The sequence below is a fragment of the Dissulfurirhabdus thermomarina genome (genome assembly GCF_012979235.1).
In the GTDB taxonomy this organism is placed as follows: Bacteria; Desulfobacterota; Dissulfuribacteria; order Dissulfuribacterales; family Dissulfurirhabdaceae; genus Dissulfurirhabdus; species Dissulfurirhabdus thermomarina.
Window position 1 is genome coordinate 20,756 of the sequence record NZ_JAATWC010000003.1, and the last position, 25,569, is coordinate 46,324.

23 protein-coding genes are annotated in these 25,569 nt (G+C 70.0%); 6 read left to right on the forward strand and 17 right to left on the reverse strand.

The features are described from left to right. The first annotated feature begins 5 nt into the window (after positions 1-5). The 5 genes from HCU62_RS04835 to HCU62_RS04855 all read left to right on the forward strand — a co-directional run bounded on the left by HCU62_RS04835 (position 6) and on the right by HCU62_RS04855 (position 4,678). Positions 6-1,169, forward strand: a complete 1,164-nt coding sequence (locus HCU62_RS04835) for a mechanosensitive ion channel family protein (protein WP_246325296.1) — start codon at positions 6-8, stop codon at positions 1,167-1,169. Continuing rightward, on the forward strand, positions 1,166-1,471 hold the full coding sequence (locus tag HCU62_RS04840; protein ID WP_163297515.1) for a hypothetical protein: 306 nt from the start codon (positions 1,166-1,168) through the stop codon (positions 1,469-1,471). The genes HCU62_RS04835 and HCU62_RS04840 overlap by 4 nt, the downstream gene beginning before the upstream one ends. Next, the gene (locus HCU62_RS04845) at positions 1,468-1,713 is read left to right on the forward strand and encodes a lipopolysaccharide assembly protein LapA domain-containing protein (protein ID WP_309474750.1); all 246 of its coding nucleotides are present in this window, start codon (positions 1,468-1,470) and stop codon (positions 1,711-1,713) included. The genes HCU62_RS04840 and HCU62_RS04845 overlap by 4 nt, the downstream gene beginning before the upstream one ends. Continuing rightward, positions 1,710-2,687, forward strand: coding sequence for a tetratricopeptide repeat protein (locus tag HCU62_RS04850; RefSeq protein WP_163297514.1), 978 nt, complete (start codon positions 1,710-1,712; stop codon positions 2,685-2,687). The genes HCU62_RS04845 and HCU62_RS04850 overlap by 4 nt, the downstream gene beginning before the upstream one ends. Before the next feature lie 119 nt (positions 2,688-2,806). Beyond that, positions 2,807-4,678: a tetratricopeptide repeat protein gene (locus HCU62_RS04855; protein WP_163297513.1), complete on the forward strand. Its 1,872-nt coding sequence runs from the start codon at positions 2,807-2,809 to the stop codon at positions 4,676-4,678. An 18-nt stretch (positions 4,679-4,696) separates the two neighbouring features. Here HCU62_RS04855 and HCU62_RS04860 read toward each other — a convergent pair whose 3' ends face one another. From HCU62_RS04860 to ilvB, 17 genes are all read right to left on the reverse strand, one after another. Beyond that, on the reverse strand, positions 4,697-6,877 hold the full coding sequence (locus HCU62_RS04860; protein WP_309474749.1) for an amylo-alpha-1,6-glucosidase: 2,181 nt from the start codon (positions 6,875-6,877) through the stop codon (positions 4,697-4,699). Between the two features lie 11 nt (positions 6,878-6,888). Continuing rightward, entirely contained in the window at positions 6,889-7,938 is a 1,050-nt protein-coding gene (locus HCU62_RS04865; protein WP_163297512.1) for a glycosyltransferase family 4 protein, read from the reverse strand. A 155-nt stretch (positions 7,939-8,093) separates the two neighbouring features. Continuing rightward, positions 8,094-9,071: an acyltransferase family protein gene (locus HCU62_RS04870; RefSeq protein ID WP_163297511.1), complete on the reverse strand. Its 978-nt coding sequence runs from the start codon at positions 9,069-9,071 to the stop codon at positions 8,094-8,096. Between the two features lie 100 nt (positions 9,072-9,171). After that, positions 9,172-9,735 (reverse strand): hypothetical protein, encoded by a 564-nt coding sequence (locus tag HCU62_RS04875; RefSeq protein ID WP_163297510.1) that lies wholly within the window; start codon positions 9,733-9,735, stop codon positions 9,172-9,174. Between the two features lie 69 nt (positions 9,736-9,804). Continuing rightward, positions 9,805-10,314: a pantetheine-phosphate adenylyltransferase gene (coaD, locus tag HCU62_RS04880; RefSeq protein ID WP_163297509.1), complete on the reverse strand. Its 510-nt coding sequence runs from the start codon at positions 10,312-10,314 to the stop codon at positions 9,805-9,807. Further along, positions 10,311-10,925, reverse strand: coding sequence for a 16S rRNA (guanine(966)-N(2))-methyltransferase RsmD (gene rsmD / locus HCU62_RS04885; RefSeq protein ID WP_163297508.1), 615 nt, complete (start codon positions 10,923-10,925; stop codon positions 10,311-10,313). Before rsmD ends, coaD begins: the two co-directional genes overlap by 4 nt. Before the next feature lie 11 nt (positions 10,926-10,936). Next, a complete protein-coding gene (locus HCU62_RS04890; protein ID WP_163297507.1) occupies positions 10,937-12,232 on the reverse strand; it encodes a class II fructose-bisphosphate aldolase in 1,296 nt (431 codons plus the stop codon). A 370-nt stretch (positions 12,233-12,602) separates the two neighbouring features. Then, the gene (locus tag HCU62_RS04895; protein WP_163297506.1) at positions 12,603-13,622 is read right to left on the reverse strand and encodes an aspartate-semialdehyde dehydrogenase; all 1,020 of its coding nucleotides are present in this window, start codon (positions 13,620-13,622) and stop codon (positions 12,603-12,605) included. 38 nt (positions 13,623-13,660) lie between these two features. Further along, positions 13,661-14,722 (reverse strand): 3-isopropylmalate dehydrogenase, encoded by a 1,062-nt coding sequence (locus HCU62_RS04900; protein ID WP_163297505.1) that lies wholly within the window; start codon positions 14,720-14,722, stop codon positions 13,661-13,663. 22 nt (positions 14,723-14,744) lie between these two features. Then, positions 14,745-15,254 (reverse strand): 3-isopropylmalate dehydratase small subunit, encoded by a 510-nt coding sequence (locus HCU62_RS04905; protein ID WP_163297504.1) that lies wholly within the window; start codon positions 15,252-15,254, stop codon positions 14,745-14,747. Between the two features lie 7 nt (positions 15,255-15,261). Next, complete coding sequence (leuC, locus tag HCU62_RS04910; RefSeq protein ID WP_163297503.1) at positions 15,262-16,527, reverse strand: 3-isopropylmalate dehydratase large subunit; 1,266 nt, start codon at positions 16,525-16,527, stop codon at positions 15,262-15,264. Then, complete coding sequence (locus HCU62_RS04915) at positions 16,524-18,101, reverse strand: 2-isopropylmalate synthase (RefSeq protein WP_163297502.1); 1,578 nt, start codon at positions 18,099-18,101, stop codon at positions 16,524-16,526. Before HCU62_RS04915 ends, leuC begins: the two co-directional genes overlap by 4 nt. A 39-nt stretch (positions 18,102-18,140) precedes the next feature. Further along, positions 18,141-18,923 (reverse strand): CDP-diacylglycerol--serine O-phosphatidyltransferase, encoded by a 783-nt coding sequence (gene pssA / locus HCU62_RS04920; RefSeq protein ID WP_163297501.1) that lies wholly within the window; start codon positions 18,921-18,923, stop codon positions 18,141-18,143. A gap of 49 nt (positions 18,924-18,972) precedes the next feature. Continuing rightward, positions 18,973-19,623: a phosphatidylserine decarboxylase family protein gene (locus HCU62_RS04925; RefSeq protein ID WP_163297500.1), complete on the reverse strand. Its 651-nt coding sequence runs from the start codon at positions 19,621-19,623 to the stop codon at positions 18,973-18,975. 11 nt (positions 19,624-19,634) lie between these two features. Then, positions 19,635-20,633, reverse strand: coding sequence for a ketol-acid reductoisomerase (ilvC, locus tag HCU62_RS04930; protein WP_163297499.1), 999 nt, complete (start codon positions 20,631-20,633; stop codon positions 19,635-19,637). Positions 20,634-20,820: 187 nt separating this feature from the next. After that, the gene (ilvN, locus tag HCU62_RS04935) at positions 20,821-21,306 is read right to left on the reverse strand and encodes an acetolactate synthase small subunit (RefSeq protein ID WP_163297498.1); all 486 of its coding nucleotides are present in this window, start codon (positions 21,304-21,306) and stop codon (positions 20,821-20,823) included. A gap of 227 nt (positions 21,307-21,533) precedes the next feature. After that, a complete protein-coding gene (gene ilvB, locus HCU62_RS04940; RefSeq protein WP_163297497.1) occupies positions 21,534-23,234 on the reverse strand; it encodes a biosynthetic-type acetolactate synthase large subunit in 1,701 nt (566 codons plus the stop codon). 181 nt (positions 23,235-23,415) lie between these two features. Here ilvB and HCU62_RS04945 point away from each other — a divergent pair, with 181 nt between their 5' ends. After that, positions 23,416-25,233, forward strand: a complete 1,818-nt coding sequence (locus HCU62_RS04945) for a chloride channel protein (RefSeq protein ID WP_163297496.1) — start codon at positions 23,416-23,418, stop codon at positions 25,231-25,233. The last annotated feature ends 336 nt before the right edge of the window (positions 25,234-25,569 follow it).

Consider the following 25,569-nt stretch of genomic DNA (forward strand, 5'->3'; position numbering starts at 1 on the left):
TGCACATGGATTCGACGTCACTCCCCTCGGCGCTCACCTTGGACGGCATCTTCGGAGGGGGCGGCGCGGCCGCGGCCGGCGGGCCCGCCTCCACGGCCTGCCAGGGAGCGGCCTGTTCCCTGGCGGTGATGGCCGGGGCCATCCTGGCCGGCCTCGCCGCCGCCTTCCTGGCCCTGCGCTTCCTCCGGGCGTGGGCGAGGCGGGGCGGGGCCGGGGCCCACGAGGCGGTGGCCCGCCACGCCCCGGCGCCCCTCCTGGCCCTCTTCCCCCTGGCCTTCCTAGGTCTTTCGCTCCCCTTCCTGGCGCTGCCGGCCGAGGCCCTTCGCCAGCTGCGCCACCTGCACGGGGTCCTCTTCATCCTGGCCGTGGCCTGGACCCTGGTCAAGGCCACGGCCGTGGCGGAGGGGCTCATCCTGGCCCGGTTCGACGTCGGCGTGCGGGACAACCTGCGCGCCCGGGCGGTGCACACCCAGGTCAAGGTCTTCCGCAACGTCGTCATCTTCGTGGTGGCCCTCCTCTCCCTGGCCGCCGTGCTCATGACCTTCGACACCGTCCGCCAGCTCGGGGTGAGTCTTCTCGCCTCGGCGGGCGTGGCCGGGATCATCCTGGGGTTTGCCGCCCAGCGCAGCATCGCCATGCTGCTGGCGGGCATCCAGATCGCCGTCACCCAGCCCATCCGGCTCGACGACGTGGTCATCGTGGAGGGGGAATGGGGCTGGATCGAGGAGATCACCCTCACCTACGTGGTGGTCCGGATCTGGGACCTCCGGCGCCTCGTGGTCCCCATCACCTACTTCACGGAACGGCCCTTCCAGAACTGGACCCGCACCTCGGCGGACATCCTGGCGACCGTCTTCCTCTACGTGGACTACACCTTCCCCGTGGAAGAGCTCCGGGGGGAACTCCGGCGCGTCCTCGAGGCGGATCCCCGCTGGGACGGCAAGGTCTGCGTCCTCCAGGTGACCGCCGCCCGGGAGCAGTGCCTGGAGCTCCGGGCACTGATGAGCGCGGCCGACTCCCCCACCGCCTGGGACCTCCGGTGTGACGTCCGCGAAAAGCTGGTAGACTTCGTGAAAAGGCACCACCCCGAATGCCTGCCGCGCTTCCGGGCCGAGATCGACCCCCGGGGGGCGGCCGGGGGGACACCGCCGGGAAAGGACACGAAATGAGCTCGCACGTGGAAGACCTCACCATCGAATACGAGGAGGACGGCGTCACCGTCGTCCAGGAGCTGGACAAGGCCATCCTCTCCAAGGGGGCCTGGGCCACCGTCCTCTACCGCTACCGTCAATGGGAGCGAAGCAAGGACGGCTACGGCGACGACCGGTTCACCATCCGCCGCTACCGGAAGATCCGCGGGGAATACCGGCAGCAGGCCAAGTTCAACATCTCGAGCCGCGACCAGGCCCGGAAGATCGTGGACGTCCTCTCCCGCTGGCTGGAGGACGACGACGTGGAGGCGCAGCCGTGACCGGCGCCCCGGCAAAGATCTCTGCCCGGTTCCGCCCGCCCCTGGGCTGGAAGGCCCTCGGGGGTCTCGCGGCGGCCGTTCTCGGCCTTCTCTTCGCGGTGCAGAACGCCGCCGTGGTGGAGATCCGGTTCCTGTTCTGGAGCCTGGCCGTCTCGAGGGCCGTCCTGGTCGTCCTGCTGCTCGCCGTGGGGTTCCTGGTCGGGTGGATCGCCCACGGCCTCTTCTCGCGCCGGAAGGCATGAGCCCGGGAACCGGCATTCCGAAACCGCCCGCGGCCGCCCGCGCCGCCGCCGTCCTCGCCGCCCTGCTCCTCCTCGCCGGCTGCGGCCTCCTCCGCGGCCCGGCCCCGGAAGAGGCCGCCAAGGCCCCGCCGGCCGAGGTCATGGAACTCGAGGCCGCGGCCCGCGCCGGTGATCCCGACGCCCAGGACGCCCTCGGCGTGGTTTACCACGAGGGCCTCGGCGTGCCCCGGGACGACGCCCTCGCCCGGCGGTGGTTCACCCCGGCGGCCCGGAAGGGTCATGCCGGGGCCCAGCTCCACCTCGCCGATCTTTTGGCCCACGGCCTCGGCGGCCCCGCCGACCCCGACGCGGCCGCCCGCTGGGCCCTCCAGGCGGGCCGGAACGGCCAGGCGGGCGCCGCGGCCCTGTGCCGGGAACTCGCGCGGCACGACCACGCGGAGGCGCAGTTCGCTCTGGCCCTCCTGCTCCTCGACGGGGCCGGGGGGGCCGAAAAGGCCCCGGCGCGCGCCGCGGCCTGGCTCAAAAAGGCCGCCCGGAACGGCCACGTGGGGGCCTGGCGCACCCTGGGCGTTCTCTTCCTGGAGGGCCGGGGGGTCCCGAAGAACGTGGCCGTGGGCCTGGCCTGGCTGCGAAAGGCCGCGGAGGCCGGCGACCCGGAGGCCGCCTACCGGGTGGGGCGCCTCTACTACCTCGGCGACGGCGTCCGGCGGGACTACCGGGCCGCGGCGGACTGGTTCCGGAACGCCGCGGACAAGGGCCACGCCGCGGCCCGCTACAGCCTGGGCTACCTCTACTTCAAGGGGCTGGGGGTCCCCAGCGACTACAGCACCGCCTACATGTGGTTCCAGCTGGCGGCCGAGGCCGGCGCCGAGGCCGCCGCCCGGGCCCTGGCCAGGCTCGAGCCCCTCATGACGGCGGGCGAGCTGGTGGAGGCCAAGCGCATGGCCGCCGCGCGCCGGCGCCGAGGCCGCTGACGCCGCGCCCCGCTCCCGGATCCGCCGCCCGGGTTTAACCCTTCTCGATCCCCGGCCGATAGCATGGACTGGAAGGAGCGGAGGTGCGCCCCGCCCGCACCGCGACAAGGATGCCCGGCATGCAACCCCGGCCGAAAACCGTCCAGACGACCGCGGCCGCCCTGGCCGCCGGCCTGTGCCTGTGCCTCGCCGTCGCCCTCGGCGGCCCCGGCCCCGCCGCCGGGGCCGAGCCCGGGGGAGGCCTGGCCATCTCCGTGAACGTCCTGGGCTACGACGTCCCGGTCTTCCGGTTCAAGAAGAGCCGGCTGGGTCGAACCTACTTCCTGGACCACGGCGGGCGGGAATGGAGCTTCGGCCCGGCGGACAAGCGGCGCTTCCTCGGTGAGTTCATGGTCTACGCGAAGAGCGCCAAGTTCCTGGACCCCGAGATCGAGGAACGCTACGATCTCCTGGCCCAGTACGCCCCGGGCAAGACCCCCCACCCCGCCACCCTGGTCCTCTCCTACCTGGAAGAAGAACTGGCCCAGGGCCGCGGCTGGTCCTCCGTCCTCGACGATGCCCTCCTCTTCGCCGCCGAACCCCTGTTCCTGGACCGGTCGGACTACCTCGCCTTCGTGACCCGGGCCGCCGACCAGGCCCGCCGCCCGCTCAAGGACCTCAACCTGGTCCGGCGGATCGAGAAATCCGTCCCCAAGGGACCCGCCCGGACCCGGGTCCTGGGCCTCAGCTACGCCGTGGCCGGTTCGGACTACCGGGAGCGCGCCTTTCCCTACCTCATGACCCCGGCGGAGACCTTCCCCGCCATCCCGGACCGGCTCTTCCTGGAAGTCCTCTACGAGGTGGCGCTCCCCCGGTACAAGTCACTGCTCCGGTCGTCGTGGGACCGGGCGGCCGCCTTCAAGGCCGGGCTCTTCGCCCGGGTCCGCGAGGCCCGGCCCCGCTTCGCCGACGCCTTCCAGAAGAACTTCTCCGAGGCCGCCGCCTGCAACGAGAAGGTGGCCCTCACCAAGCGGGCCTTCGACCGGGGCGACTACCAGACCTGCCACGAGTACCTGAACCAGGTGCTGGCCGACTGCTCGATACGGCAGGAGATCGGCCAGGACCTCAGCGAGACCTTCCTGAACCTGGGCCGGGTGCTGCTCTCCCAGGGCCAGAACGAGGTGGCCGGCGAGCTCTTCGGCCTCGCCGTGAAGTACTCCCCGGCCTCCGCCAAGGTGGAGGGCCGCATCGTCCGGATCGTGAAGGACCAGATCCAGACCGACCTCCGGGGCGGAGAGTTGGACCACGCGGCCGCCACCCTGGACTTCGCCCTCCACTTCACGGAGAAATGCGACCTCGCCGGGCTCACCTGGAAGCACCTGAGCCTGGCGATCCCCCGCCTGGTCGCGGACGGCCAAACCCGGCAGGCGGAACGGCTCTTCGAGCAGCGGCTGGCCGTGGTGGACTCCTGTCTCGGGAAACCCGACCTCTTCGAGAAGTACCTCTTCCTCGCCGACCAGTTCCGCCGCAGCGGTTTCGAGGAAGAATGGCTCAAGTACGCCAAGAAGGCCCTCTCCTTCAGGGGGGATCCCGCGCTGTCGGCGCGGCTGGTCCGGACCTACCGTCGGCGGGCCGAGACCCTGGCCTCGGCGGAAAACTTCATCCTGGCCGCCCACGCCCTGGAGGAAGCCGCGGACATCGCCGACGCCGCCACGAAGAAGGCCCTGGAAGAGGAGCGGATCGGCCTCGTCGTGACCCATTGCCGGCGGCTCGTGGCGAAGAAGCGGTTCGAGAGCGCCGAATGGCTCCTCGCCCAGCTGCCGGGCACGCACCCCAAGGTGCGCTCGGCGCTCAAGGAACTCGCCATCGCCTGGGGCAAAGACGCCATCGCCAAGGGCGAATGCCGGACGGCGGCGGAAAAACTGCGCGCCTACCGGGAGCTCGACCCCGCCGTGCGGCGCCTCATGGACGAGGCCACGGCCTGCACCTCCATCTTCGACAAACTCTTCTAGCCGCCCCGGGGGCCGCCCTCAGGCCGCCACCACGATCTCCACGGGCCCATCCTTTCGGGCCACGTCCACGCTCACGTTCCGGGCATGGCGCCGGAGGACCAGGTCCACGCTGGCCTCGCCGAGGCGCAGGTTCTCGAGCTTGACCTCTTCCAGGAAGGCCGGCAGGAGCGGGTGCCGAAACCGGATCTCCCGCGCCCCGGGGCGGAATTCGAGCCCCAAGACGGCCTGGAGCAGCAGGAAGACCGCACCGCTGGCCCAGGCCTGCGGGAGACAAGCCACGGGGTAGTGCGTGGGACCTTCCCCAGGTCGCCGGGCGAACCCGCAGAACAACTCCGGCAACCGGTGAAGGTCCATGAAGATGCTGGCGTCGAAGAGACCCGCGAGGATCCGGGCGGCCTCCACCTTGTGCCCGTAGCGCGCCAGGCCGGCGGCGATGATGGCGTTGTCGTGGGGCCAGACCGAGCCGTTGTGGTAGGACATCGGGTTGTAGCGGCACTCGGTCTCGGCCAGGGTCCGCACGCCCCACCCGGAGAAGAAGGCCGGGGCCAGGAAGGTCTGCGCCAACTCCGCCGCCCGCCGCCGGTCGGGAAGGCCGGAAAAGAGGAGGTGCCCCGGGTTGGAAGCCGCCACCCGGCAGGGTCGTTTCTCCCCGTCGAGGGCCAGGACGTAGGTCCCCCGTTCCGGCCACCAGAAGGCGGCCTCGACCCGGTCGCGCAGGAGGCGCGCCTCCGCCTCCCAGCGTTCGGCGGCGCCGGGTGCCTCCAAGGCCCGGGCCAAGCGGGCCGCGGCCCGCTTGGCCTCGTAGACGTAGCCCTGGACCTCGCAGAGTGCCACGGGACCCCGGGCCAGGGTGCCGTCCGCGTGGAAGACCGCATCCTCGGAGTCCTTCCACCCCTGGTTCACCAGCCCCCTGGGGGTCCGCCGGGCGTATTCCACGAACCCGTCCCCGTCCACGTCGCCGTAGGTGTCGATCCACTCGATGGCCCGCTGCACGTGGGGCCAGAGTTCCCGGAGGAACTCCCGGTCCCCCGTCCGCCCGAAGTAGGCCCCGGCCAGGACCACGAAGAGCGGGGTGGCGTCCACGCTGCCGTAGTAGCGGCCGAAGGGGACCTCCCCGGTCCGGGCCATCTCCCCGCGGCGGACCTCGTGGAGGATCTTGCCGGGCTGGGCGTCGGTGGCCGGGTCCTCGTCGTCCGCCTGGAAGGCCGCCAGGTAGCGCAAGACCCCGCGTGCCAGGTCCGGGTTGTGCCAGAGGCACTCCAGCCCGGTCCAGATCCCGTCCCGGCCGAAGACCGTGCTGAACCAGGGCACCCCGGCATAGGGATAGAGGCCGTGGCCGGTGGGGGTGGTGAGCATCCGGAGATCGGCGTAGGCCCGGTTGAGCCAGTCGTTGAACTGCTCGTTGGAGGTGGAGACGTAGCATTGCCGGTGCCACGAAGCGGCCACGCCCTGCTGGAGCCCGGTGTAGATGTCCCGGTAGGCCGCGGCCAGGTCCCGCACACGGGTCTCGTCCGCCTGGCAGGCGACGCGCAGGTAGATATCCGTGGCGCCCCGGGCCGGCAGCCGTACCCGGTACCGGAAACCGCCGGCCCAGGCCTCGGTGGGCGCCGGGTCCGAGGTGACCCAGGTCCGCCGCACCACGCCGTCCCGGCCCCGGTAGCCGAAGATCACGGTATCGCGGCGGACCCGGGGGGCGAGGTCCCGTCCCCGGGCCCGCCGCTCCGTGCCCCGGACCTCGAAGATGTCGGCAAAGTCCGCATCGAAAAAGACCTCGAGGGTGAAGGCCACGGGGCAACAGGCGTAGTTGTGGAGCCGGATGTGCTCGATGCAGGCGCCCCCGTGCAGCACCTTGGAACGAAAGACGTGGACGGCCCCCTGCGGGATCCGGCCCTCCCCCGGGACCTCGAAGTCCGGGTTGGCGAGGTCCACGGTGAGGAGGGTGTTGTCGGACTTCACCGTGGAATAGAGGAGGAGGGGGCGCCGGTCGTTGAGGCGGATCTCCAGGCGGGAAAGATGCCGGGTGTCCTCGTGGTAGATCCCCTGCTCCCCCCGCCCGATGTTCAGGATGTCGCCGTAGCGGTCGAAGACCGCGAACCCGTTTCCGTGCTTCAGGACCCGGGTCCGGTCGTCCACCATGGTGGAGGTGGCGCGCACGTAGTAGTGCTCGTCCACCCGTATGACATCCCGGCCTCCCGCCACGCGCGGCCCCCTCAGGCGGCGAGCCGCGGCCGCCGGGCCGACCAGGCCAGGGACTCGTAGATCTTGACGTAATCCATGGCCATCCGCCGGGCGCTGAACCGCTCCTCGAAGACCCGCCGGATCCGCCGGCGGTCGAGCCTGCCCACGCGCTCCACCGCGGCCACCGCCTGGTCGACGCCGTCCACGATGAACCCGGTCACCCCGTCCTCCACCACCTCCGGCACCGAACCGCACCGGTAGGCCACCACTGGGGTGCCGCAGGCCATGGCCTCGATCATGACCAGGCCGAAGGGCTCCGGCCAGTCGATGGGGAAGAGAAGGGCCAGGGCGTCGCCCAGGAACTCGCCCTTGCGGTCTTCCCCGATCTCGCCCACGAAGTCCACGAGGGGATGGCGGAGGAGCGGCTGGATCCGCTCCCGGAAGTAGACTTCGTCGGCCTTGTCCACCTTGGCCGCGATCTTGAGCTCCAGGCCGGCGCGGACCGCGATCTCGATGGCGCGATCCACCCGCTTCTCCGGGGAGATGCGACCCAGGAAGGCGAGGTACCGCCCGCTGCCCGGCCGGAACCGGTGGAGGTCCAGCGGCAGCCCGTGGTGGACCGTCCCCACCCAGTTGGCCCACGGGATCGGCCGCTTCTGGCTCTCGGAGATGGCGCACACGGGCATCTCGCGGAACTCCCGGTAGAGGTCCGCCAGCTCCGGGAGGTCGAGCCGCCCGTGGAGGGTGGTGACGTGCGGGTGGGGATGCCGCCGCAGGTAGGGGAAGTGGAGGTAGTCCACGTGGAAGTGGACGCAGTCGTAGCCGGGCATGTCCTGGAAGACCCGCTCGAGGAGGCAGACGTGGCGGGCGAGGGGATCCCGGCAGCCCGGGTCGAGCCGCAGGGCCTCGCGGCAGAGCGGCACGAGGCGCGCAGAGGTCCGGGAGTCGCCGCTGGCGTAGAGGGTGACCTCGTGCCCGAGCCGGACCAGCTCCTCCGTGAGGTAGGAGACGACCCGTTCCGTGCCGCCGTAGAGCCTGGGGGGGACACTCTCGAAGAGGGGGGCGACCTGCGCGATCTTCATGACGCCTTCGACCTCCGGAAAATGAAGAAGATGTTTCCGGTGTGGCAAAGACACCGTGACGACCGCCCCGGCCGACGGGGCCGGGCGGATCTTCGGCCGCTGCATGTATGACCATGTATGGGTTCGGCGGAAAGGTAGGCACGCGGGAATGAAATTCAACCCCCGGCGGCGAGGCGTGCCTGCATCCGCCGGCCCACGTCCCCGCCCCAGGCCTCCAGCCGCCGGCACGCCATGAAGAGGAGCGGAAGCCCGGCCAGGCAGGCGAAGGCCCCCCAGGCGGCACCCGGAAGGCCCCCGGTCACCATGTCCACCACCCGGTAGTAGGGCATGTGGAAGAGGTACACCGGGTACGAGACGACGCCGAGGGCGGCAAAGGCCGGGCTGGCCACGGAGAAGCGCAGGGCATAGACCGTCCATCCCAGGATCAGGGCCACGGGGAGCCAGTCGAAGAGGCGGGCCGCGACGGGATCCCCCGCCTGCGCCTTGAGCCCCGCCATGACCGCCAGGATCCCGGCGGCGAGGATCCAGAACCCGGCGCGGGCGGCGGCGGAGGGCGGCCGAGCCGCCATCCCCCTGGCCGCCGTCCACATGCCGGCGGCGAAGACCAGGACATGGAGGAAGACCACGCCCCGCCACGCGGCGTGGAGGAAGGCGGCCGCCCGCCCGGCGGTCCCCGGAAAGGCGAGGCAGGCGAGGTTCGCCGCGGCCGCCGCCGCGGCCAGGCACAGCAGGGTACCCGCGGCCGTCCGCCGGAGCCCCAGGAAGAGCACGGGGGCGGCGAGGTAGCACTGCAGCAGGGCGGGAACGAACCAGTAGTGGCCGGACGCATGGATGCCGGTGAAGGTCCAGAGCGAGAAGTGGCCGCGCCGGAGCACGAGTTCCACGAGGCCGGCCGCCCACAGCAACGGGTAGATGCGGGTGAGGCGCCGGACGTAGAAGTCCCGCCACCGCCCGCCCCCCCGGCGGGCCAACGAATGGTACAGCCCGTAGCCGCTCAGGAAGAAGAAGACGGCGATCCAGGCGTTGGCGAACCCCGCCGCCCGCGGGGACAGGTGCAGGATCAGGTAGTGGTTGGCCACCACCGCGGCGACGGCGACCCCCTTGAGGGTGTCGGTGGTCCGGCGGGAGTCCATCCGGGTCACGCCGGGCCGCGATGCCCGGGCCGCACCGGGGGAGACCCGGGCATGCCGCCTGGCCGGGAGGGCCACCACGGACGAGGCACCGCCGATCGCGTCACCAGGACCAGCGCTGGTTGTATCGCCGTTGCTCTTCCTCGAGCGCCTTCTGCTGCCGCACGTAGTCCTGGAGCTGCCGGATCTCCTCCGGCGACAGCGGCGGCTGGCCGCTTCCCCCGGCGAGCCCGACGGTGGCATTCGCCCCCGGCGCCCCCTCGCCCCCGGCGGGCTGCACATGGGCCGCCCGGGGTTCGAACCACCCCCTGAGTCGGCTGACCGGGGTCTCCACGCGGTAGCGTTCCAGGATCTTCTCCACGGCGGGGGGCATGGGCGCCGCCTTGGCCCGGGGCGGCGAGTCCAGGTTGACCCCCGCCCCGACGCTCACCGAGAAGATGATGAGCGTGTTCAGGATGCAGTAGATGGCCCGCTCGAGGCGAGAGACGCCGTCCTTGAACCGGAGCACGATGAGGAGGGCCAGGAGGAAGCCGACGGCCAGCGCCACCCACTTGTATTTCAAGTCGAAGGCATTGACCACGGGCAGGGCGACGCCCGTGGTGATGGCGCCGGCGATGCCCGGCGTCAACATGGAATGAGGGCTCAGAAAATCCTTCGCTTCCGGCATGGCTGGCCTCCTTCCCCGCGGCCTCCGCCGCCCGTGGAACCCCGCTTCCCGGCCCGCGCACGCCGCCCCCTACCCTTCCGCTCCGCCCCCCTGGTACTTGGCCCGGAGCCGGGTCTCCACGAAGGGCGGAACCAGGCCCTCGAGAGAGCCGCCGAACCGCGCGGCCTCCTTCACGATGGTGGAGCTGATGTAGATCCATCGGAACCCGGTCATGAGGAAGACCGTCTCGATGCCGCGGTCGAGCTTCCGGTTCATGAGGGCGCGCTGGAGCTCGTACTCGAAGTCCGAGACCGCCCTCAGGCCCCGGAGGATGGCCACGGCCCCGCGCTCCCGGGCGAAATCCACGAGGAGCCCGCCGAAGCTGTCGACCTCCACCCGGGGATCGGCTCCCACGGCCTCGCGGATCATGTCGAGCCGCTCCTCCAGGGTGAAGAGCGGCCGCTTGACGGGGTTCTCCCCGACGCCCACGATCACCCGGTCGAAGAGCCGGAGGCCGCGCCGGATCACGTCGAGGTGCCCGTTGGTGAGGGGATCGAAGGTGCCGGGGTAGACCGCCACCTTCTCGGGTACAGGGGTCATGGAGCAGGATTCCTTTCCATCCCGGGCACCGGCCGCCGGTAAAACCACAGCCCGGTCTGCCCGTAACGCCGGGTATCGGCGAGGACGAGCCCGGCGCCGGCCCCGCCCTCGAGGCCCCCGGGGAATTCGGCCCCGGCGGCCTCTTCCACCACCATCCAGCCGCCGGGCGCCAGACACCCGGCGGCCGCCACACGCTGCAGCGCCGAGAGGGCCAACCCCCGGCCGTAGGGGGGGTCCGCCAGGACCACGTCGAAGGGGGCCTCCCGGCAGGCGCGTTCCAGCACCGCGGCCCGCCCCCCGAGGTCCCCCCGGAGGAGGCGGCCCCGGTCGGCCATGCCGCACCGGTCGAGGTTCCGCCGTATGGCGCCCAAGGCCGCCGGGGACCGGTCCACGAAGACCGCCTCTCGGGCGCCCCGGGAGAGGGCCTCGATGCCCAGGGCACCGCTTCCGGCGAAGAGGTCCAGCACCCGGCACTCGGCCCAGGGCCGGTGGAGGCGGATGGTGAGCACCTGGAAGAGCGCTTCCCGGACCCGGTCGGCGGTGGGGCGGACGGACAGGCCCCGGGGCGCGGACAGGCGCCGCCCGCACGCCGCGCCCCCGGTGATCCGCATCGCCCCCGCGCCTAGTCGTCGAAGTCGCCCGCCGGGCCCTTGTCGGACTGGATGGCGGCCGCCCGTTGCCGGATGCGGTCCTCGGTCCACTCGGCCGGGTCCTCGATGCGCCGGCCCTTGGGTCCGAGGTCGTAGGAGCCGGCGTCCAGGATGGCCTGGATGGCCAGGGGGGCGGTGTCGGCGCCGTTGAAGACGTCCACGATGAGCCGGTGGACGAACTCTTCCACCCGGCGCGCCATCCGTTCCCGCACCTCGGCCGGCTGGCCGAGCAGCTTGTTCTCGAAGGGCAGGTTGAGCCGCTTGTAGTCGCCCTTCTTCCAGCCCCGCGCCTCGGCGTAGGCCACCATCTCGGCCCAGAGGGCCTCGGTCACCCCCTCGCCCTCGACCTTCCGGAAACGGCCCTGGTCGTCGAGGATGGCGTTTCCGTAGTCGTTGACCTCGACCCCCCAGGAGATCATCTGGAGGGCGGTGGCGACGTTGGCCTTGGTGGTCCGGGTCCGGGCCGCGATCTCCCGGAGCCGGGCCGAGCTGTTCCCCGAGGTCCCGTGCTGAGCGCCGGAGACCCGGTAGGGCTCGAGGGCCGCGTGGATCTCCGCGGTCAGGTCCACCTGGATCCCCTCGTCGCTGGCCTCGATGCCGTGGGTGGTCCCGTTGTTCAGGGCGATCCAGTCGGGGTGGATGTCGTGGGCGTTGAGACCCTGGATGAGGAAGAGGGCCTCCTCCACGGTGGAGAGGCCTTCCTTGCCCTTGATCTCGCCCACCTCGGTCTCGAGCCCGGCCCACTTGGGGACGTAGGGGTTCAGGGCCAGGTTGGCCAAAAGGTTCTGGTCGTCCGGCAGGTGCGAGGCATCGATGGCGATGGAGGTGATGCCCGCGTCGAACATGGAGGGGATCTCCACCCGCGCGGCCTCGAGGTCGGCCTCGGACTTTATGCCGTAGTGATCGGCGTGGACGGCCACGGGCACGGTGATGCCCATCTCGTTGCAGAGGGCGTCCACCAGGCGGGCGAGGTTCCAATAGTTGACGGCGCAATAGGCGTTGGCGCCGCCCTCGGACTTGGCGATCTCGATGATGATGGCCGCATTGGCACGCTGGGCGGCCCGGAGCGCCCCCCGGACCACGAAGTAGTTGCGCCCGTTGGCGGCGATGGCCATGGCATGTCCCTTGGCCGCCAGGGCGCGGTCGATGACCTTGCCGCTCACGATGAGGGCCTTGGAGTTGGGAAACAGCCGGACCACGTTGGGCGGCCGGCCGACGGCGAGGGCCCTTTCGAAATCCGCCGAGTACTGGGTTCCCGTACGGCTCATGACCTGCCTCCTTCCTCCGGAGATTCGGCGAGCGGCAACGCCGGCCCGCACAGCCCTAATCTCGCACAGCCACGCGCGGACCGCAAGGCGGACGAACCCGGGAAGGCGGGAGGGAGGAACGGCGGCCCCGGCGGGCCGCAGCCCTCAGACCTGGAGCCGTGGGCGTTCAAGAACGGGCCGGAGGCAAGGCGGCAACGATGTCGATAATACTCTGGCATATCGACGGGTTGCCAACGCTGCAGATGGCCCGTTATCGGACGCCCCGAAGGGCGGCGGGGGCGTCCGCCGTGGAGGAACGTGTCCCGCCCCTGACCCCCTGAAGTTCCAGGCGGGGCGGCCCGATGCCCCTGGAAGCCGCCACGGAGCCAGGTCAGAGGTAGTCGCGCGCCAGGATCTCCGCGATCTGGACGGCGTTGGTGGCGGCGCCCTTGCGGATGTTGTCGGCCACGATCCAGAGATCCAGCCCGTTGGTCTGGGAGATGTCTTCCCGGATCCGGCCCACCAGGGTGAGGTCCTGCCCCTCGGCGTCGATGGCCAGTGGATAGCGGGCCTCGGCGGGGTCGTCCACCACCCGGACCCCGGGGGCCGCGGAGAGGATCTCCCGGGCCTCCCCGGCGGTGATCTTCCGCTCGAACTCCACGTTCACCGCCTCGGAGTGGCCGTAGAAGACGGGGACCCGCACGGTGGTGGCCGAGACCTGGATATCCGGCGCCCCCATGATCTTCCGGGTCTCGTTCACCATCTTCATCTCTTCCTTGGTGTAGCCGTTGGCCTCGAAGACGTCGATGTGGGGCAGGCAGTTGAAGGCGATCCGGTGGGGATAGACCTCCACGGGCATCGGCCGTCCCTCGGCCCAGGCCCGGACCTGGGCCTCGAGCTCGCGGATGGCCTTCTGGCCCGTCCCGGAGACCGCCTGGTAGGTGGCGACCACGACCCGCCGGATCCGGGCCGCGTCGTGGAGGGGCTTGAGCACCACCACCATCTGGATGGTGGAACAGTTGGGGTTGGCGATGATGCCCTTGGTCTTGTACCCGGCGACATCGTCCGGGTTCACCTCGGGGACCACCAGGGGGACCTCCGGGTCCATGCGCCAGGCGCTGGAGTTGTCCACCACCACGGCGCCGGCCCGGGCCGCCGACGGGGCATAGGTGAGGCTCCGCCCCCCGCCGCAGGAGAAGAGGGCGATGTCGATCCCGTCGAAGGAATCGTGGTCCAGGCGGTGGACCGTCTCCTCGCGGCCCCGGAAGACGAGCCGCTTGCCCTCGGAACGCTCGGAGGCAAGGAGGCGGATCTCCCCCACGGGGAACTCCCGCTCCTCGAGGACCCGGAGCATGGTCTGGCCGACGGCCCCGGTGGCCCCGGCCACCGCCACGTTGAATGTCCGAGACATGGCGCGACCTCTTTTCGTTTCAGGATGTGGGGGATGTCTCAACCCCGGACGTAGCCCGCCACGAGGTCCCCCACCTCGGTGGTGGAATACCCCATCCGCCCTGCGGAAAGGCTCTTCAGGTTCTCGCTCACGGCCCGCCGCACCGCGGCCTCCACGGCCTGGGCGGCCTCGGCCTCGCCGAGGTAGTCCAACATCATCTGACCCGCGCAGATGGCGGCCATGGGGTTGATCACGTTCTTGCCGGTGTACTTCGGCGCCGACCCCCCGATGGGCTCGAACATGGAGACACCCTCCGGGTTCAGGTTGCCGCCGGCGGCGATCCCCATGCCTCCCTGGATCATGGCGCCGAGGTCGGTGATGATGTCCCCGAACATGTTGTCCGTCACGATCACGTCGAACCACTCGGGGTTCTTCACCATCCACATGCAGGTGGCGTCCACGTGGGCGTAGTCGGTCTGGATGTCCGGGTACTCCTTGGCCACCTCGTGGAAGGTCCGCTCCCAGAGATCGAAGGCGTAGGTGAGGACGTTGGTCTTGCCGCAGAGGGTGACCTTCTTCCCCTTGTTGCGGCGCCGGCAGTACTCGAAGGCGAAGCGGATGCAGCGTTCCACGCCCTTCCGGGTGTTGATGGACTCCTGCACCGCCACCTCGTCGGGGGTGCCCTTCTTGAGCACACCGCCGGCCCCGGCATAGAGCCCCTCGGTGTTCTCCCGGACCACCACGAAGTCGATGTCCTCCGGGCCCTTGTCCTTGAGCGGGGTGTCCACGCCCGGGTAGAGCACCACGGGCCGGAGGTTGATGTACTGGTCCAGGGCGAAGCGCAGGTGGAGCAGGATGCCCTTCTCGAGAATCCCGGGCTTGACGTCCGGGTGCCCGATGGCCCCCAGGAGGATGGCCTTGTACTGCTTGAGGTCCTCGGCCGCCCCCTCCGGGAGCACCTCCCCCGTGCGCAGGTACCGGTCACCGCCGTAGTCGTACCAGGTCTTGTCGAGACGAAACCCGAACCGCTCCTCGGCGGCCTCCAGCACCTTGACGGCCTCGGCCACCACCTCGGGGCCGGTGCCGTCACCGGGGATCACGGCGATCTTGTAGCTCTTCATTCCTCTCTCCTCTAGGTGGATATCAGCCGCGGCCCGCGCCGGCGGCCCGCTTCTTGAGGACGTGGGGGATGAGGCCCCCGTCCGCGATGAGCTCCTGCATGAAGGGCGGGATGGGCTGGGCCCGGTAGACCGACCCGGTGGTGAGGTTGCGGATGGTGCCCGTGGCCGCGTCCACCTCCACCTCGTCGCCCTCGTTCAGCCCCTCCGCGGCCTCCGCCGACTCGAAGATGGGAAGCCCCATGTTGAAGCTGTTCCGGTAGAAGATGCGGGCGAAGGTGGGAGCGATGACGCAGCCGACCCCCGCGGCCTTCAAGGCGATGGGCGCGTGCTCCCGGGAAGAGCCGCACCCGAAGTTCTTGCCCGCCACCACCACGTCGCCGGGCCGAACCTTGGCGGCGAACTCCGGGTCGCCGTCCTCCATGCAGTGCCGGGCCAGCTCCGCCGGATCGGAGGTGTTGAGGTATCGGGCCGGGATGATGACGTCGGTATCGACGTTTTCCCCGAACTTCCAGACGCGTCCCTTGATCTTCATCTCGTCCTCACAACTCGTCCGGCCCGGCGATCCGGCCGAGCACGGCGCTGGCGGCGGCCACGGCGGGGTTGGCGAGGTACACCTCGCTTTCGGGATGCCCCATTCGGCCCACGAAGTTCCGGTTGGTGGTGGCCACGGCCCGCTCCCCGGCGGCGAGGATTCCCATGTGCCCGCCGAGGCAGGGCCCGCAGGTGGGCGGCCCCACCACGGCCCCGGCCTCCATGAAGGTGCGAAGATACCCCTTCTCCATGGCCGCTGTCCAGACCCGTGGCGTGGCCGGGAGCACGATCATCCGAACGTTGCGGGCCACCTTGCGGCCGGCGAGGACCTCGGCCGCCACGGCCAGGTCCTCGAGGCGGCCGTTGGTGCAGGAACCCACCACCACCTGGTCGATGGGAACGCGGCCCACCTGGGAGATGGGCCGGGTGTTCTCCGGAAGGTGCGGGAAGGCCACCTGGGGCTCGATCCGGGAGCAGTCGTACTCGCGCACCGCCACGTACTCGGCCTCGGGGTCGCTCCGGAGCGCGGTGAAGGGCCGGTCGGATCGTCCCTTCACCCAGTCGAGGGTGACGACGTCGGGGTTGATGAGCCCCACCTTGCCGCCGGCCTCGATGGCCATGTTGGCCATGGTGAACCGGTCGGCCATGGGCAGGGTGTCGATGACCGGCCCCACGAACTCCATGGCCCGGTACAGGGCCCCGTCCACCCCGATGTCGCCGATGGTGTAGAGGATGAGGTCCTTTCCCATGACCCAGCGCCGCCGCTCGCCCTTGTAGACGAACTTCATGGACTCGGGCACCTTGAACCACGTGGTGCCCGTCATCATGGTGGCGGCGAGATCCGTGCTCCCCACCCCGGTGGCGAAGGCCCCGAGGGCTCCGTAGGTGCAGGTGTGACTGTCGGCGCCGATGACCACGTCGCCGGGAAGCACGATCCCTCGTTCGGGGAGCAGGACGTGCTCCACCCCCATCCGGCCGGCGTCGTAGTGGTGGACGATGCCGTGCTCGGCGGCGAACTCCCGCACGAGCTTGGCCTGCTCGGCGCTCTTGATGTCCTTGTTGGGGACGAAGTGATCGGCCACCAGGGCGATCTTGGCCGGGTCGAAGACCGTGGGCACCCCCGCCTCCCGGAAGGTCTTGATGGCGATGGGGGCGGTGATGTCGTTGCCGAGGGCCACGTCCACGGTGACCTCCACGAGCTGCCCGGGGACGACCTCGTCCAGGCCGGCGTGGGCGGCGAGCAGCTTCTCTGCCAGGGTCATGGGACGGCTCATCTTCCGCTTCCTTTCTCCGTGCGGCACATGGCGCCGACACCCGGCGCCGCGGCGTTCTTCTTCTTGTATTCCAGCCGGTTCAAGGCGTTCAGGTAGGCCCGGACGCTGGCGGTGATGATGTCCGGGTCGGCCCCTTGCCCGCTCACCACGAGGCCGTCCTCCTCGAGCCGGACCGTGACCTCGCCCTGGGCGTCGGTGCCGCCGGTGATGGAACTCACGGTGAAACGCAGGAGGCGGCTCTTCGTCCCGGTCAGCTCCGCCACCGCCTTGTAGGCGGCGTCGATGGGGCCGGCGCCCATGCAGGCCCGGAAGGCCTCGCGCCCGTCCACCTCGACCCCCACGGTGGCCGTGGGGCGGATGCCGCTGCCGCCGGCCACGTGGAGGTAGACCAGGCGGTAGCGGTCCGGGATGCGGAGGACCACCTCGGCCACCAGGGCCTCGAGGTCCTCGTCGAAGACGTCCTTCTTCCGGTCCGCGAGGTTCTTGAACCGGGCGAAGACCCGGTCGAGGTCGTCCTCGGCCAGCCGGTAGCCCATCTCCTCGAGCTTGGCCTTCAAGGCATGGCGGCCGGAGTGCTTGCCGAGGACGATGGCCCCCCCGGTGAGCCCGATGTCTCGAGGGTCCATGATCTCGTAGGTGGTCCGCTCCTTGAGGACGCCGTCCTGGTGGATGCCCGACTCGTGGGCGAAGGCGTTGGCGCCCACGATGGCCTTGTTGGGCTGGACCACCATGCCCGTCAGGTGGCTCACCATTCGGCTCGTGGCCAGGATGTGGCGCGTGTCGATGCCGAGCGAGAAGGGGAGGAGGTCCTTCCGGGTCCGGATCGCCATGACGACCTCCTCCATGGCGGTGTTGCCGGCCCGCTCGCCGATGCCGTTCACGGTGCACTCCACCTGCCGGGCGCCGTTTGCAACGGCGGAGAGGACGTTGGCCGTGGCCAGCCCGAGGTCGTTGTGGCAATGCACGCTCAGCACCGCCTTGTGGATGTTGGGCGTGTGTTCCGCGACGCGGCGGATCATCCGGGCGAAGTCCCACGGGACCGCGTACCCCACCGTGTCCGGGAAGTTCACCGTGGTGGCCCCGGCCTCGATGACCGCCTCGAAGACCCGGCACAAAAAGTCCAGGTCGCTCCGGGTGGCGTCCTCCGCGGAAAACTCCACGTTCCCGGTATAGCGGGCCGCGTGGCGCACGGCGGCCGCCGCCCGTTCCAGCACCTCCTCCCGGTTCATCCGCAGCTTGTGCTTGAGGTGGATGTCGGAGGTGGCGATGAAGATGTGGATACGGGGGTTTTCCCCGTCACGGACTGCCTCCCAGGCCGTGTCGATGTCCTTCTCCACGGCCCGCGCCAGCGCCGCCACCTGGACCCCGCGCAACTCCCTGGCCAGGCGCTGGACTCCCTCGAAGTCCCCGGGAGAGGCCACGGGGAAGCCGGCCTCCAGGACGTCCACACCGAGTTTTTCGAGCTGGCGGCCGATCTGGAGCTTCTCCTCCATGTTGAGGGAGACCCCCGGGGACTGCTCCCCGTCCCGCAAGGTGGTATCGAAGATGAGGATCTTGTCTGCGTCCCCTGCCATTTTCGTGTCTTCCCCGCCGGCCGTCGCCGGCCGGCCGCTTCAGGACCGTCGCCGCTCCCCGGCCGCCTCGTGCCCGGGCCGCAGGGTCCGCACCACGACCCCGGCGGGCCCGGAGGCCACGTAGAGCGCCATGAGGAAAAAGAGGGTCACCTTGGGCTCCACGGCCACCACCACCATGGCCAGGATGAGCGCCACCATACCCGAAAAGGGATGCCGCTGGAACCAGGGGACCTCCTTGAAGCTGAAGAATCGCACCGTGCTCACCATCAGGAAGGAGAGCCCGTAGACCAGGGCGAGGACCGCGTAGTGCCGGACCGGCCCCTGGACCCCGAGGTACTGGGCCATGAGCACGGTGGTGGCCACCATGGCCGCCGCCGCGGGGCAGGGCAACCCCAGGAAGTAGCGCTTGCTCCCCGAGACCCCGGAGATGCTGATGGCGTTGAACCGGGCCAGGCGAAGCGCGGTGGTGGCGACATAGAGGAAGGCGGCGAGCCACCCCGGCCGGCCGAAGCCCTGGAGCCCCCACAGGAAGGCGAGCACCCCCGGCGCCACCCCGAAGGCCACGAGATCCGAGAGCGAGTCGTACTCGATGCCGAACCGGGAGGTGGTCCCCGTCAACCGGGCCACCCGCCCGTCCAGGCCGTCGAAGACCGCCGCCGCCAGGATGGCCACCGCCGCCAGGCGGAAGTCGCCGTGGATGGCCGCCACCAGGGCGTAGAAGCCGGAAAACAGGCTGGCGGAGGTCAATAGGTTGGGCAGGAGGTAGATCCCCCGGAGGCGTTCGCCGGGATGCCGGTGGCCGTGGTGCTGGCTGCGTCTCATTGCTGTCTCCCTTCGCGCGGGCGGTCTCGGGCGGGCCCGCCGGCCCGTCCTAGCCGGCGGCGCGCCGGGCGAGCACGCTCTGCCCGGCCGTGACCCGCTGTCCCTTCTTCACCTCTACGGCATAGCCGGGCGGAAGATAAACGTCCACCCGGGAGCCGAACCGGATGAGCCCGAAGCGTTCGCCCCGGGCCAGCCGGTCGCCCGGCTCCGCCCGGCAGACGATCCGCTGGGCCACGAGGCCGGCCACCTGGACCGCGGTGACCCGATCCCCCTCGGCCGTCCGGAGCCGGAGGGCGCAGCACTCGTTGCGAAGCAAGGCCCGGGGCCGGTCGGCGGGCCAGACGGCGCCGGGCCGGTAGACCACCGCCTCCACCTCGCCCGCCACGGGCGCCCGGTTCACGTGGACGTCGAAGACGTTCATGAAGATGCTCACCCGCCGGGCGGGTTCCCCGCCCACGGGATCGGCGGCCTCCACGCCGGCCTGGATGACCCGGCCGTCGGCCGGGGCCACCACGAGGCCCTGGCCCGCCGGAACGACCCGTTCCGGGTCCCGGAAGAAGTAGAGGACGAAGGCCGTGACCACCAAGGCGGCCACGGCCGGGAGCTGCCACCCGAGCTGTGCCAGCACCACCGCCGCCAGGGCGGCGGCCCCGACGAAGGGGACCCCCTCCCGGGCCACGGGGACACGTTCCGGACGCATCCGGCCCTGCCTCAGGCCTGCTCCTTCTTCAGCCAGCTCATCATGCCGCGCAGGCGGCCGCCCACCTCCTCGATGGGATGCTCCTTCTCGAGCTGGCGCAGGGCGTTGAAGGACGGCCGGTTGACCTGATTCTCGAGCATCCACTCCTTGGCGAAGGCGCCGGTCTGGATCTCGTCGAGGATCCGCCGCATCTCGCGCTTCGTCTCCTCGGTGATGATGCGGCGGCCTCGGGTGAGGTCCCCGTACTCGGCCGTATCGCTGATGGAGTAGCGCATGCGGGAGAGCCCCCCCTCGTAGATGAGGTCCACGATCAGCTTGAGCTCGTGGCAGCACTCGAAGTAGGCGATCTCGGGCTGGTAGCCCGCCGCCACCAGGGTCTCGAAGCCCGCCTTGATGAGGGCGCTCACCCCGCCGCACAGCACCGCCTGCTCGCCGAAGAGGTCCGTCTCGGTCTCTTCCCGGAAGGTGGTCTCGAGGATCCCCGCCCGGGCGCCGCCGATGCCGTTGCCGTAGGCGAGGGCGCGGGCCAGGGCCTGGCCGGTGGCGTCCTGGTGGACGGCCACGAGGCAGGGGACCCCCGCTCCCCGCTCGTACTCGCGCCGGACGAGATGGCCCGGGCCCTTCGGCGCCACCATGGCCACGTCCACGTCGGCCGGGGGCACGATCTGGCCGAAGTGGATGTTGAAACCGTGGGAGAAGAGCAGCATGTCGCCGGCCTTGAGGTTCGGGGCGATCGCCTCGCGGTAGAGGGCCCCCTGGACGTGGTCCGGCACCAGCACCATGACGGCGTCCGCCTGGGCGGCCGCCTCGGCGGCGCTGACGGGCTGAAAGCCGTGGGCCACTGCAAGATCGTAGTTGGGCGAGCCGGGCCGCTGGCCCACCACCACCTGGATGCCGCTGTCGCGGAGGTTCTGGGCGTGGGCGTGACCCTGGCTCCCGTAGCCGATGACCGCCACCGTCCGTCCCTCGAGGGGGGCGAGGGGCGCGTCCTTCTCGTAGTAGATCTTCATGCCGACATTCTCCTTTCCATGATGGATAGCGTCGCGGGGAAAACCGGAGACCGCCGTCGGACCCTCCGGGCCCCGTCCATGGCGCCCCTGAGCGGGCCGTATGCCCGGAGGTCTTCTCGCCTCGTGCCCGGCCTTCCTCTTCCGGCCGTATCGCCTCCCCACGCCGGGGACGGAACGGCCCTCCGCCCTAGACCGTCTTCTTCTCGCGCACCATGGCGATGGTCCCCGTCCGGGCGATCTCCTTGATGCCGAGGGGCTTGAGCAGCTCGATCACAGCCTGGATCTTGGACTGGGGCCCGGTGACCTCCACGGTGTAGGTCTTGGGGCTGACATCCACCACCTTGCACCGGAAGATGTCGCACATCCGAAGCACCTCGGCCCGGGTCTCGTCCTCGGCCCGGACCTTGACGAGGGCCATCTCACGGGAGACGTACTCCCCCTCCGAGACGTCCACCACCTTGTAGACGTCCACCAGGCGGTTGAGCTGCTTGATGATCTGCTCGATGATGAAGTCGTCCCCCGTGGTGACCAGGGTGAGGTGCGACAGCGTGGGGTCGAGGGTGGCCGCCACCGCCAGGCTCTCGATGTTGAACCCCCGGCCGCTGAAGAGCCCGGTGATCCGGGACAGGGCGCCGGGTCGGTTCTCGACCAGGACTGAGAGGGTATGTTTCATGGATCGCAACTCCTTGACGGCGTCGCAAGAATCGCCAACTGCTGCGTTGCTTCGGATGCCTTCATCATTGCGGCGTAGCTCGAGTACGCCTCACTCCTCGACATCCGCGCGCCTTGCACCTGGCGATTCTTGCTGAGCCATCCACTCAGAGGACTCTTTACGAGGTCATCAACTCTTGATGACGTCGCACGAATGCGCGGGCCGCGCCCTCGGCGCCGACGGCGCGGTTATACCAACAGCATCTCCGTGGTGGCCTTCCCGGCGGGCACCATGGGGAAGACGCCCTCTTCCTTGGCGATCATGAACTCCATGATGACCAGGTTGTCGGTCTCGAGGCCCTGCTTGAGGACACCCTCCACCTCCTCGGGCTTGGTGGCCCGCAGGCCGACGGCCCCGTATGCCTCGGCGACCTTGACGAAGTCCGGCGTCACGCCGAAGACGGTGGCCGCGTAGCGACGATCGTAGAAGAGCTCCTGCCACTGCCGCACCATCCCGAGGTGCTGGTTGTTCAGGATCACCACCTTCACCGGCAGCCGCTGCTCCATGGCCGTGGCCAGCTCCTGGATGTTCATCTGGATGCTCCCGTCCCCGGCCACGTCGACCACCAGGCGGTCCGGGAAGGCCATCTGGGCCCCGATGGCCGCCGGGAGGCCGTAGCCCATGGTCCCCAGCCCGCCGGAGCTCAGGAGGCTGCGCGGGCGGTCGAACTTGTAGAACTGGGCGGTCCACATCTGGTTCTGGCCCACCTCCGTGGTGATGATGGCCCGCCCCCGGGTCATCTCGTAGAGCTTCTCGATGACGAACTGGGGCTTGATGACGCCGGGCTCCTCCTTGTAGGTGAGGGGATGGCGCTTCTCCCAGGCGCGGATCTGCTCCCACCAGGCGGCGTGCTGGTCCTTCCATGCCTCCACGGGGCGCCCGGCCTTCTTCATGACGCCCACCAGCTTCTGGAGCGCCCGGCGGCAGTCCCCCACGATGGGGACGTCCACCTTCACGTTTTTCTGGATGGAGGTGGGGTCGATGTCGATGTGGATGATCTTGGCCAGGGGCGCAAAGGCGTCGACCTTGCCCGTCACCCGGTCGTCGAAACGGGCCCCCACCGCGACGATGAGGTCGGAGTTGGCCATGGCCATGTTGGCGCAGTAGGTCCCGTGCATGCCCAACATGCCGAGGCTCAGCTCGTGAGTGCCGGGAAAGGCGCCCAGCCCCATGAGCGTCATGGTGACCGGGGCGTGGATGCCCTCGGCCAGCTCCCGGAGTTCCTCGTGGGCATTGGCGATGACCACGCCGCCCCCCACGTAGATGATGGGGCGCTTGGCCTTTTCGATCATGCGGTAGGCCCGCTCGATCTGGCGGTTGTGGGGCTCCACCACCGGGTTGTAGGAGCGCAGCTTCGGGGTGTCCGGGTAGTCGAACTCGGCCTTGGCGTTCTGGACGTCCTTGGGGAGATCCACCAGGACGGGGCCCGGCCGGCCGGAGGCGGCGATGTAGAAGGCCTCCTTCAGGATCCGGGGCAGCTCCTCCACGGACTTCACCAGGTAGTTGTGCTTGGTGCAGGGCCGGGTGATCCCGACGATGTCCACCTCCTGGAAGGCGTCGTTGCCGATGAGCTTGGTGGGCACCTGGCCGCTCAAGACCACCATGGGGACCGAATCCATGTAGGCGGTGGCGATGCCGGTGACGGTGTTGGTGGCGCCGGGGCCCGAGGTCACGAGGCAGACGCCGGTCTTCCCGGAGGCCCGGGCGTAGCCGTCGGCGGCATGGGTGGCGCCCTGCTCGTGCCGCACCAGGACGTGCCGGATGGACGGCTCCCGGTCCAGGGCGTCGTAGACGTCGATGATGGCCCCGCCGGGAAAGCCGAAGACCACGTCCACGCCCTCCCGCTTCAAGGCCTCCACGACCATTTTCGCGCCGGTCATCTTTGCCATGTTCCTTCTCCTGCCGTCTATATGGTGTAAAGCGGAAACTTAATCCACCGACCTTTCGCTTGTCAACGAAGCGGGATCCCCGAATCGCCGATGTCAAGGGCGCTGGCGACCGGTCGGAAGGCCGAAGCGGCCGGAGCGCGTTGTTGAGAAATATCCGTGGCCCGGGTAATAGTTACAGGTTATGCCTGTTGCGTCCGACATCGCCACCAGCCCGATCAAACGCGCGGGCAAGTGGTTCCTCTACTGCATCGCCACGGGCCTCTTGGCCGGGGCCGCCGCCGTGGTCTTCCACTGGCTGATGCACGTGGGCCACCACTTCTTCCTCGACTGGTGGGCGGGGTTCCGGCCCTCGCACCCGGCCGGCGACCCGCCGCTGTTCGGCCACAGCCACACGCCGCTGTCCGAGCTCCGCCTCTGGCTGCTTCCGGCGGCGGGCGGCCTGCTCACGGGCCTCCTGGTGGCGGTGCTCAGCCCAGAGGCCGCCGGGCACGGGACGGATTCCGCCATCTTCGCCTACCACCACCGGGAAGGCGTCATCCCCCTCCGGGTGCCGCTGGTGAAGACCTTCGCCTCGTTCCTGACCCTCGGCACCGGGGGCTCCGGCGGCAGCGAGGGCCCCATCTGCCAGATCGGGGCCGGTTTCGGCTCGGTGCTCGCCCAGCGGCTCGGTCTCTCCCGGCGGGCCGTCCGGATCCTCATGGCGGCGGGCATGGGCGCCGGGATCGGGAGCATCTTCCGGGCCCCTATGACCGGCGCCCTCTTCGCCGCCGAGATCCTCTACCGGGAGCCGGAATTCGAGGCCGAGGTCATCATTCCCGCGGCCATCGCCTCCATCGTGGCCTATTCCCTCTTCTGCTCCGTCTACGGGTGGGGATCGCTCTTCCGGGCCGAGGACTTCCGCTTCACCAACGCCCTGGCCCTCGGGCCCTACGCCGTGCTCTCCCTCGCCGTGGCGGTGGCCGTCTTCCTCTTCGTGCGCGTCTTCTGGGGAACCCACGACTTCTTCGAGCGCCTGCCCTGGCCCGCCTGGATCAAGCCCGCCGTGGGCGGCCTGCTCACGGGAACCCTGGCGCTGGCGGTCCCCCAGGTCCTCGGCTTCAGCTACGGGTTCATCCAGGAGGGCCTCTACAACCAGGTACCGGCCGCCCTCTTCCTCCTGGTGGGCCTCGCCAAGATCCTCGCCACCTCCTTCTCCATCGGTTCCGGGGGAAGCGGCGGCGTCTTCGGCCCTTCCGTGGTGATCGGCGGCTGCGTGGGCGGCGCGGTGGGCCAGGTCTTCCACCACCTCCTGCCCGGCATCGTCCCGGACCCCGCCCCCTTCGTCATCGTCGGCATGGCGGGATTCTTCGCCGGGAGCTCCAAGGTCCCCGTCACCGCGGTGATCGTGGTAAGCGAGATCACCGGATCTTACCACCTGCTGTTGCCGAGCCTCCTCGTCTGCAGCCTGAGCTACTTTCTCTGCCGCCCCTGGAACCTCTACCGCGCCCAGGTCCAGAACCGGGTCTCGTCCCCCGCCCACCGGGGGGATTTCTTCACCGACGTCCTGGAGGACATCCGCGTCCGGGACATCTTCAACCCCGACAAGGTGGTGGCCATCATCCCGGAAGACATGAGCTTCAACCAGTTCCGGCTCTTCTTCGGGCGCACGGACCAGCACTACTTCCCGGTGGTGGACAGCTTCGGCCGGTTGACGGGCATCTTCTCCATCAACGACGTCCGCCACAGCCTCTTCGACGAGGGCCTCGGCGGCCTGGTGGTCATGCGGGACATCGCCCGGCGGGACATCATCACCACCACGCCCTCCGAGGACATCAACACGCTGCTGCGCAAGTTCACCCTGCGCAACATCGACCAGATCCCCGTGGTGGCCGACGACGACCCCACCCGGTTCCTCGGGATGGTCAGCCGCCGCGAGGCCATCGCCCTGTACAACCAGGCGGTGCAACAGATCAAGGACGCGGCCGCGAAAGAAGGCGAGGAGGCCGCCCCCCCCTTCTGATCCCCCGCCGGCGGCGCCAAGGGGCCGAATCGTCGCACGGAGTGCCGCGCACGGCCGGGGACTGCGAGGGGCCGAGGGACTGCACCACCGCCAAGCGTTCCGCTTGGTGATTCTCGCGACGCCATCGAGGATGAAAAAGTCTTCTGTGTGGAGACTCGGCGAAGATCGCCAAATGCAAGGCGCGAGGATGTCGAGGAACGAGGCGCACTTGAGCTACGCCGCAATGCCGGGGGCATCCGAAGCAACGCAGCCAAGCGTTGTCGCTCGGCAACCTTTTGGGGCGACGCCATCAAAGGTTGGGGCCCCCGGGTGTGAACACCCGGGGGCCCCGAAACG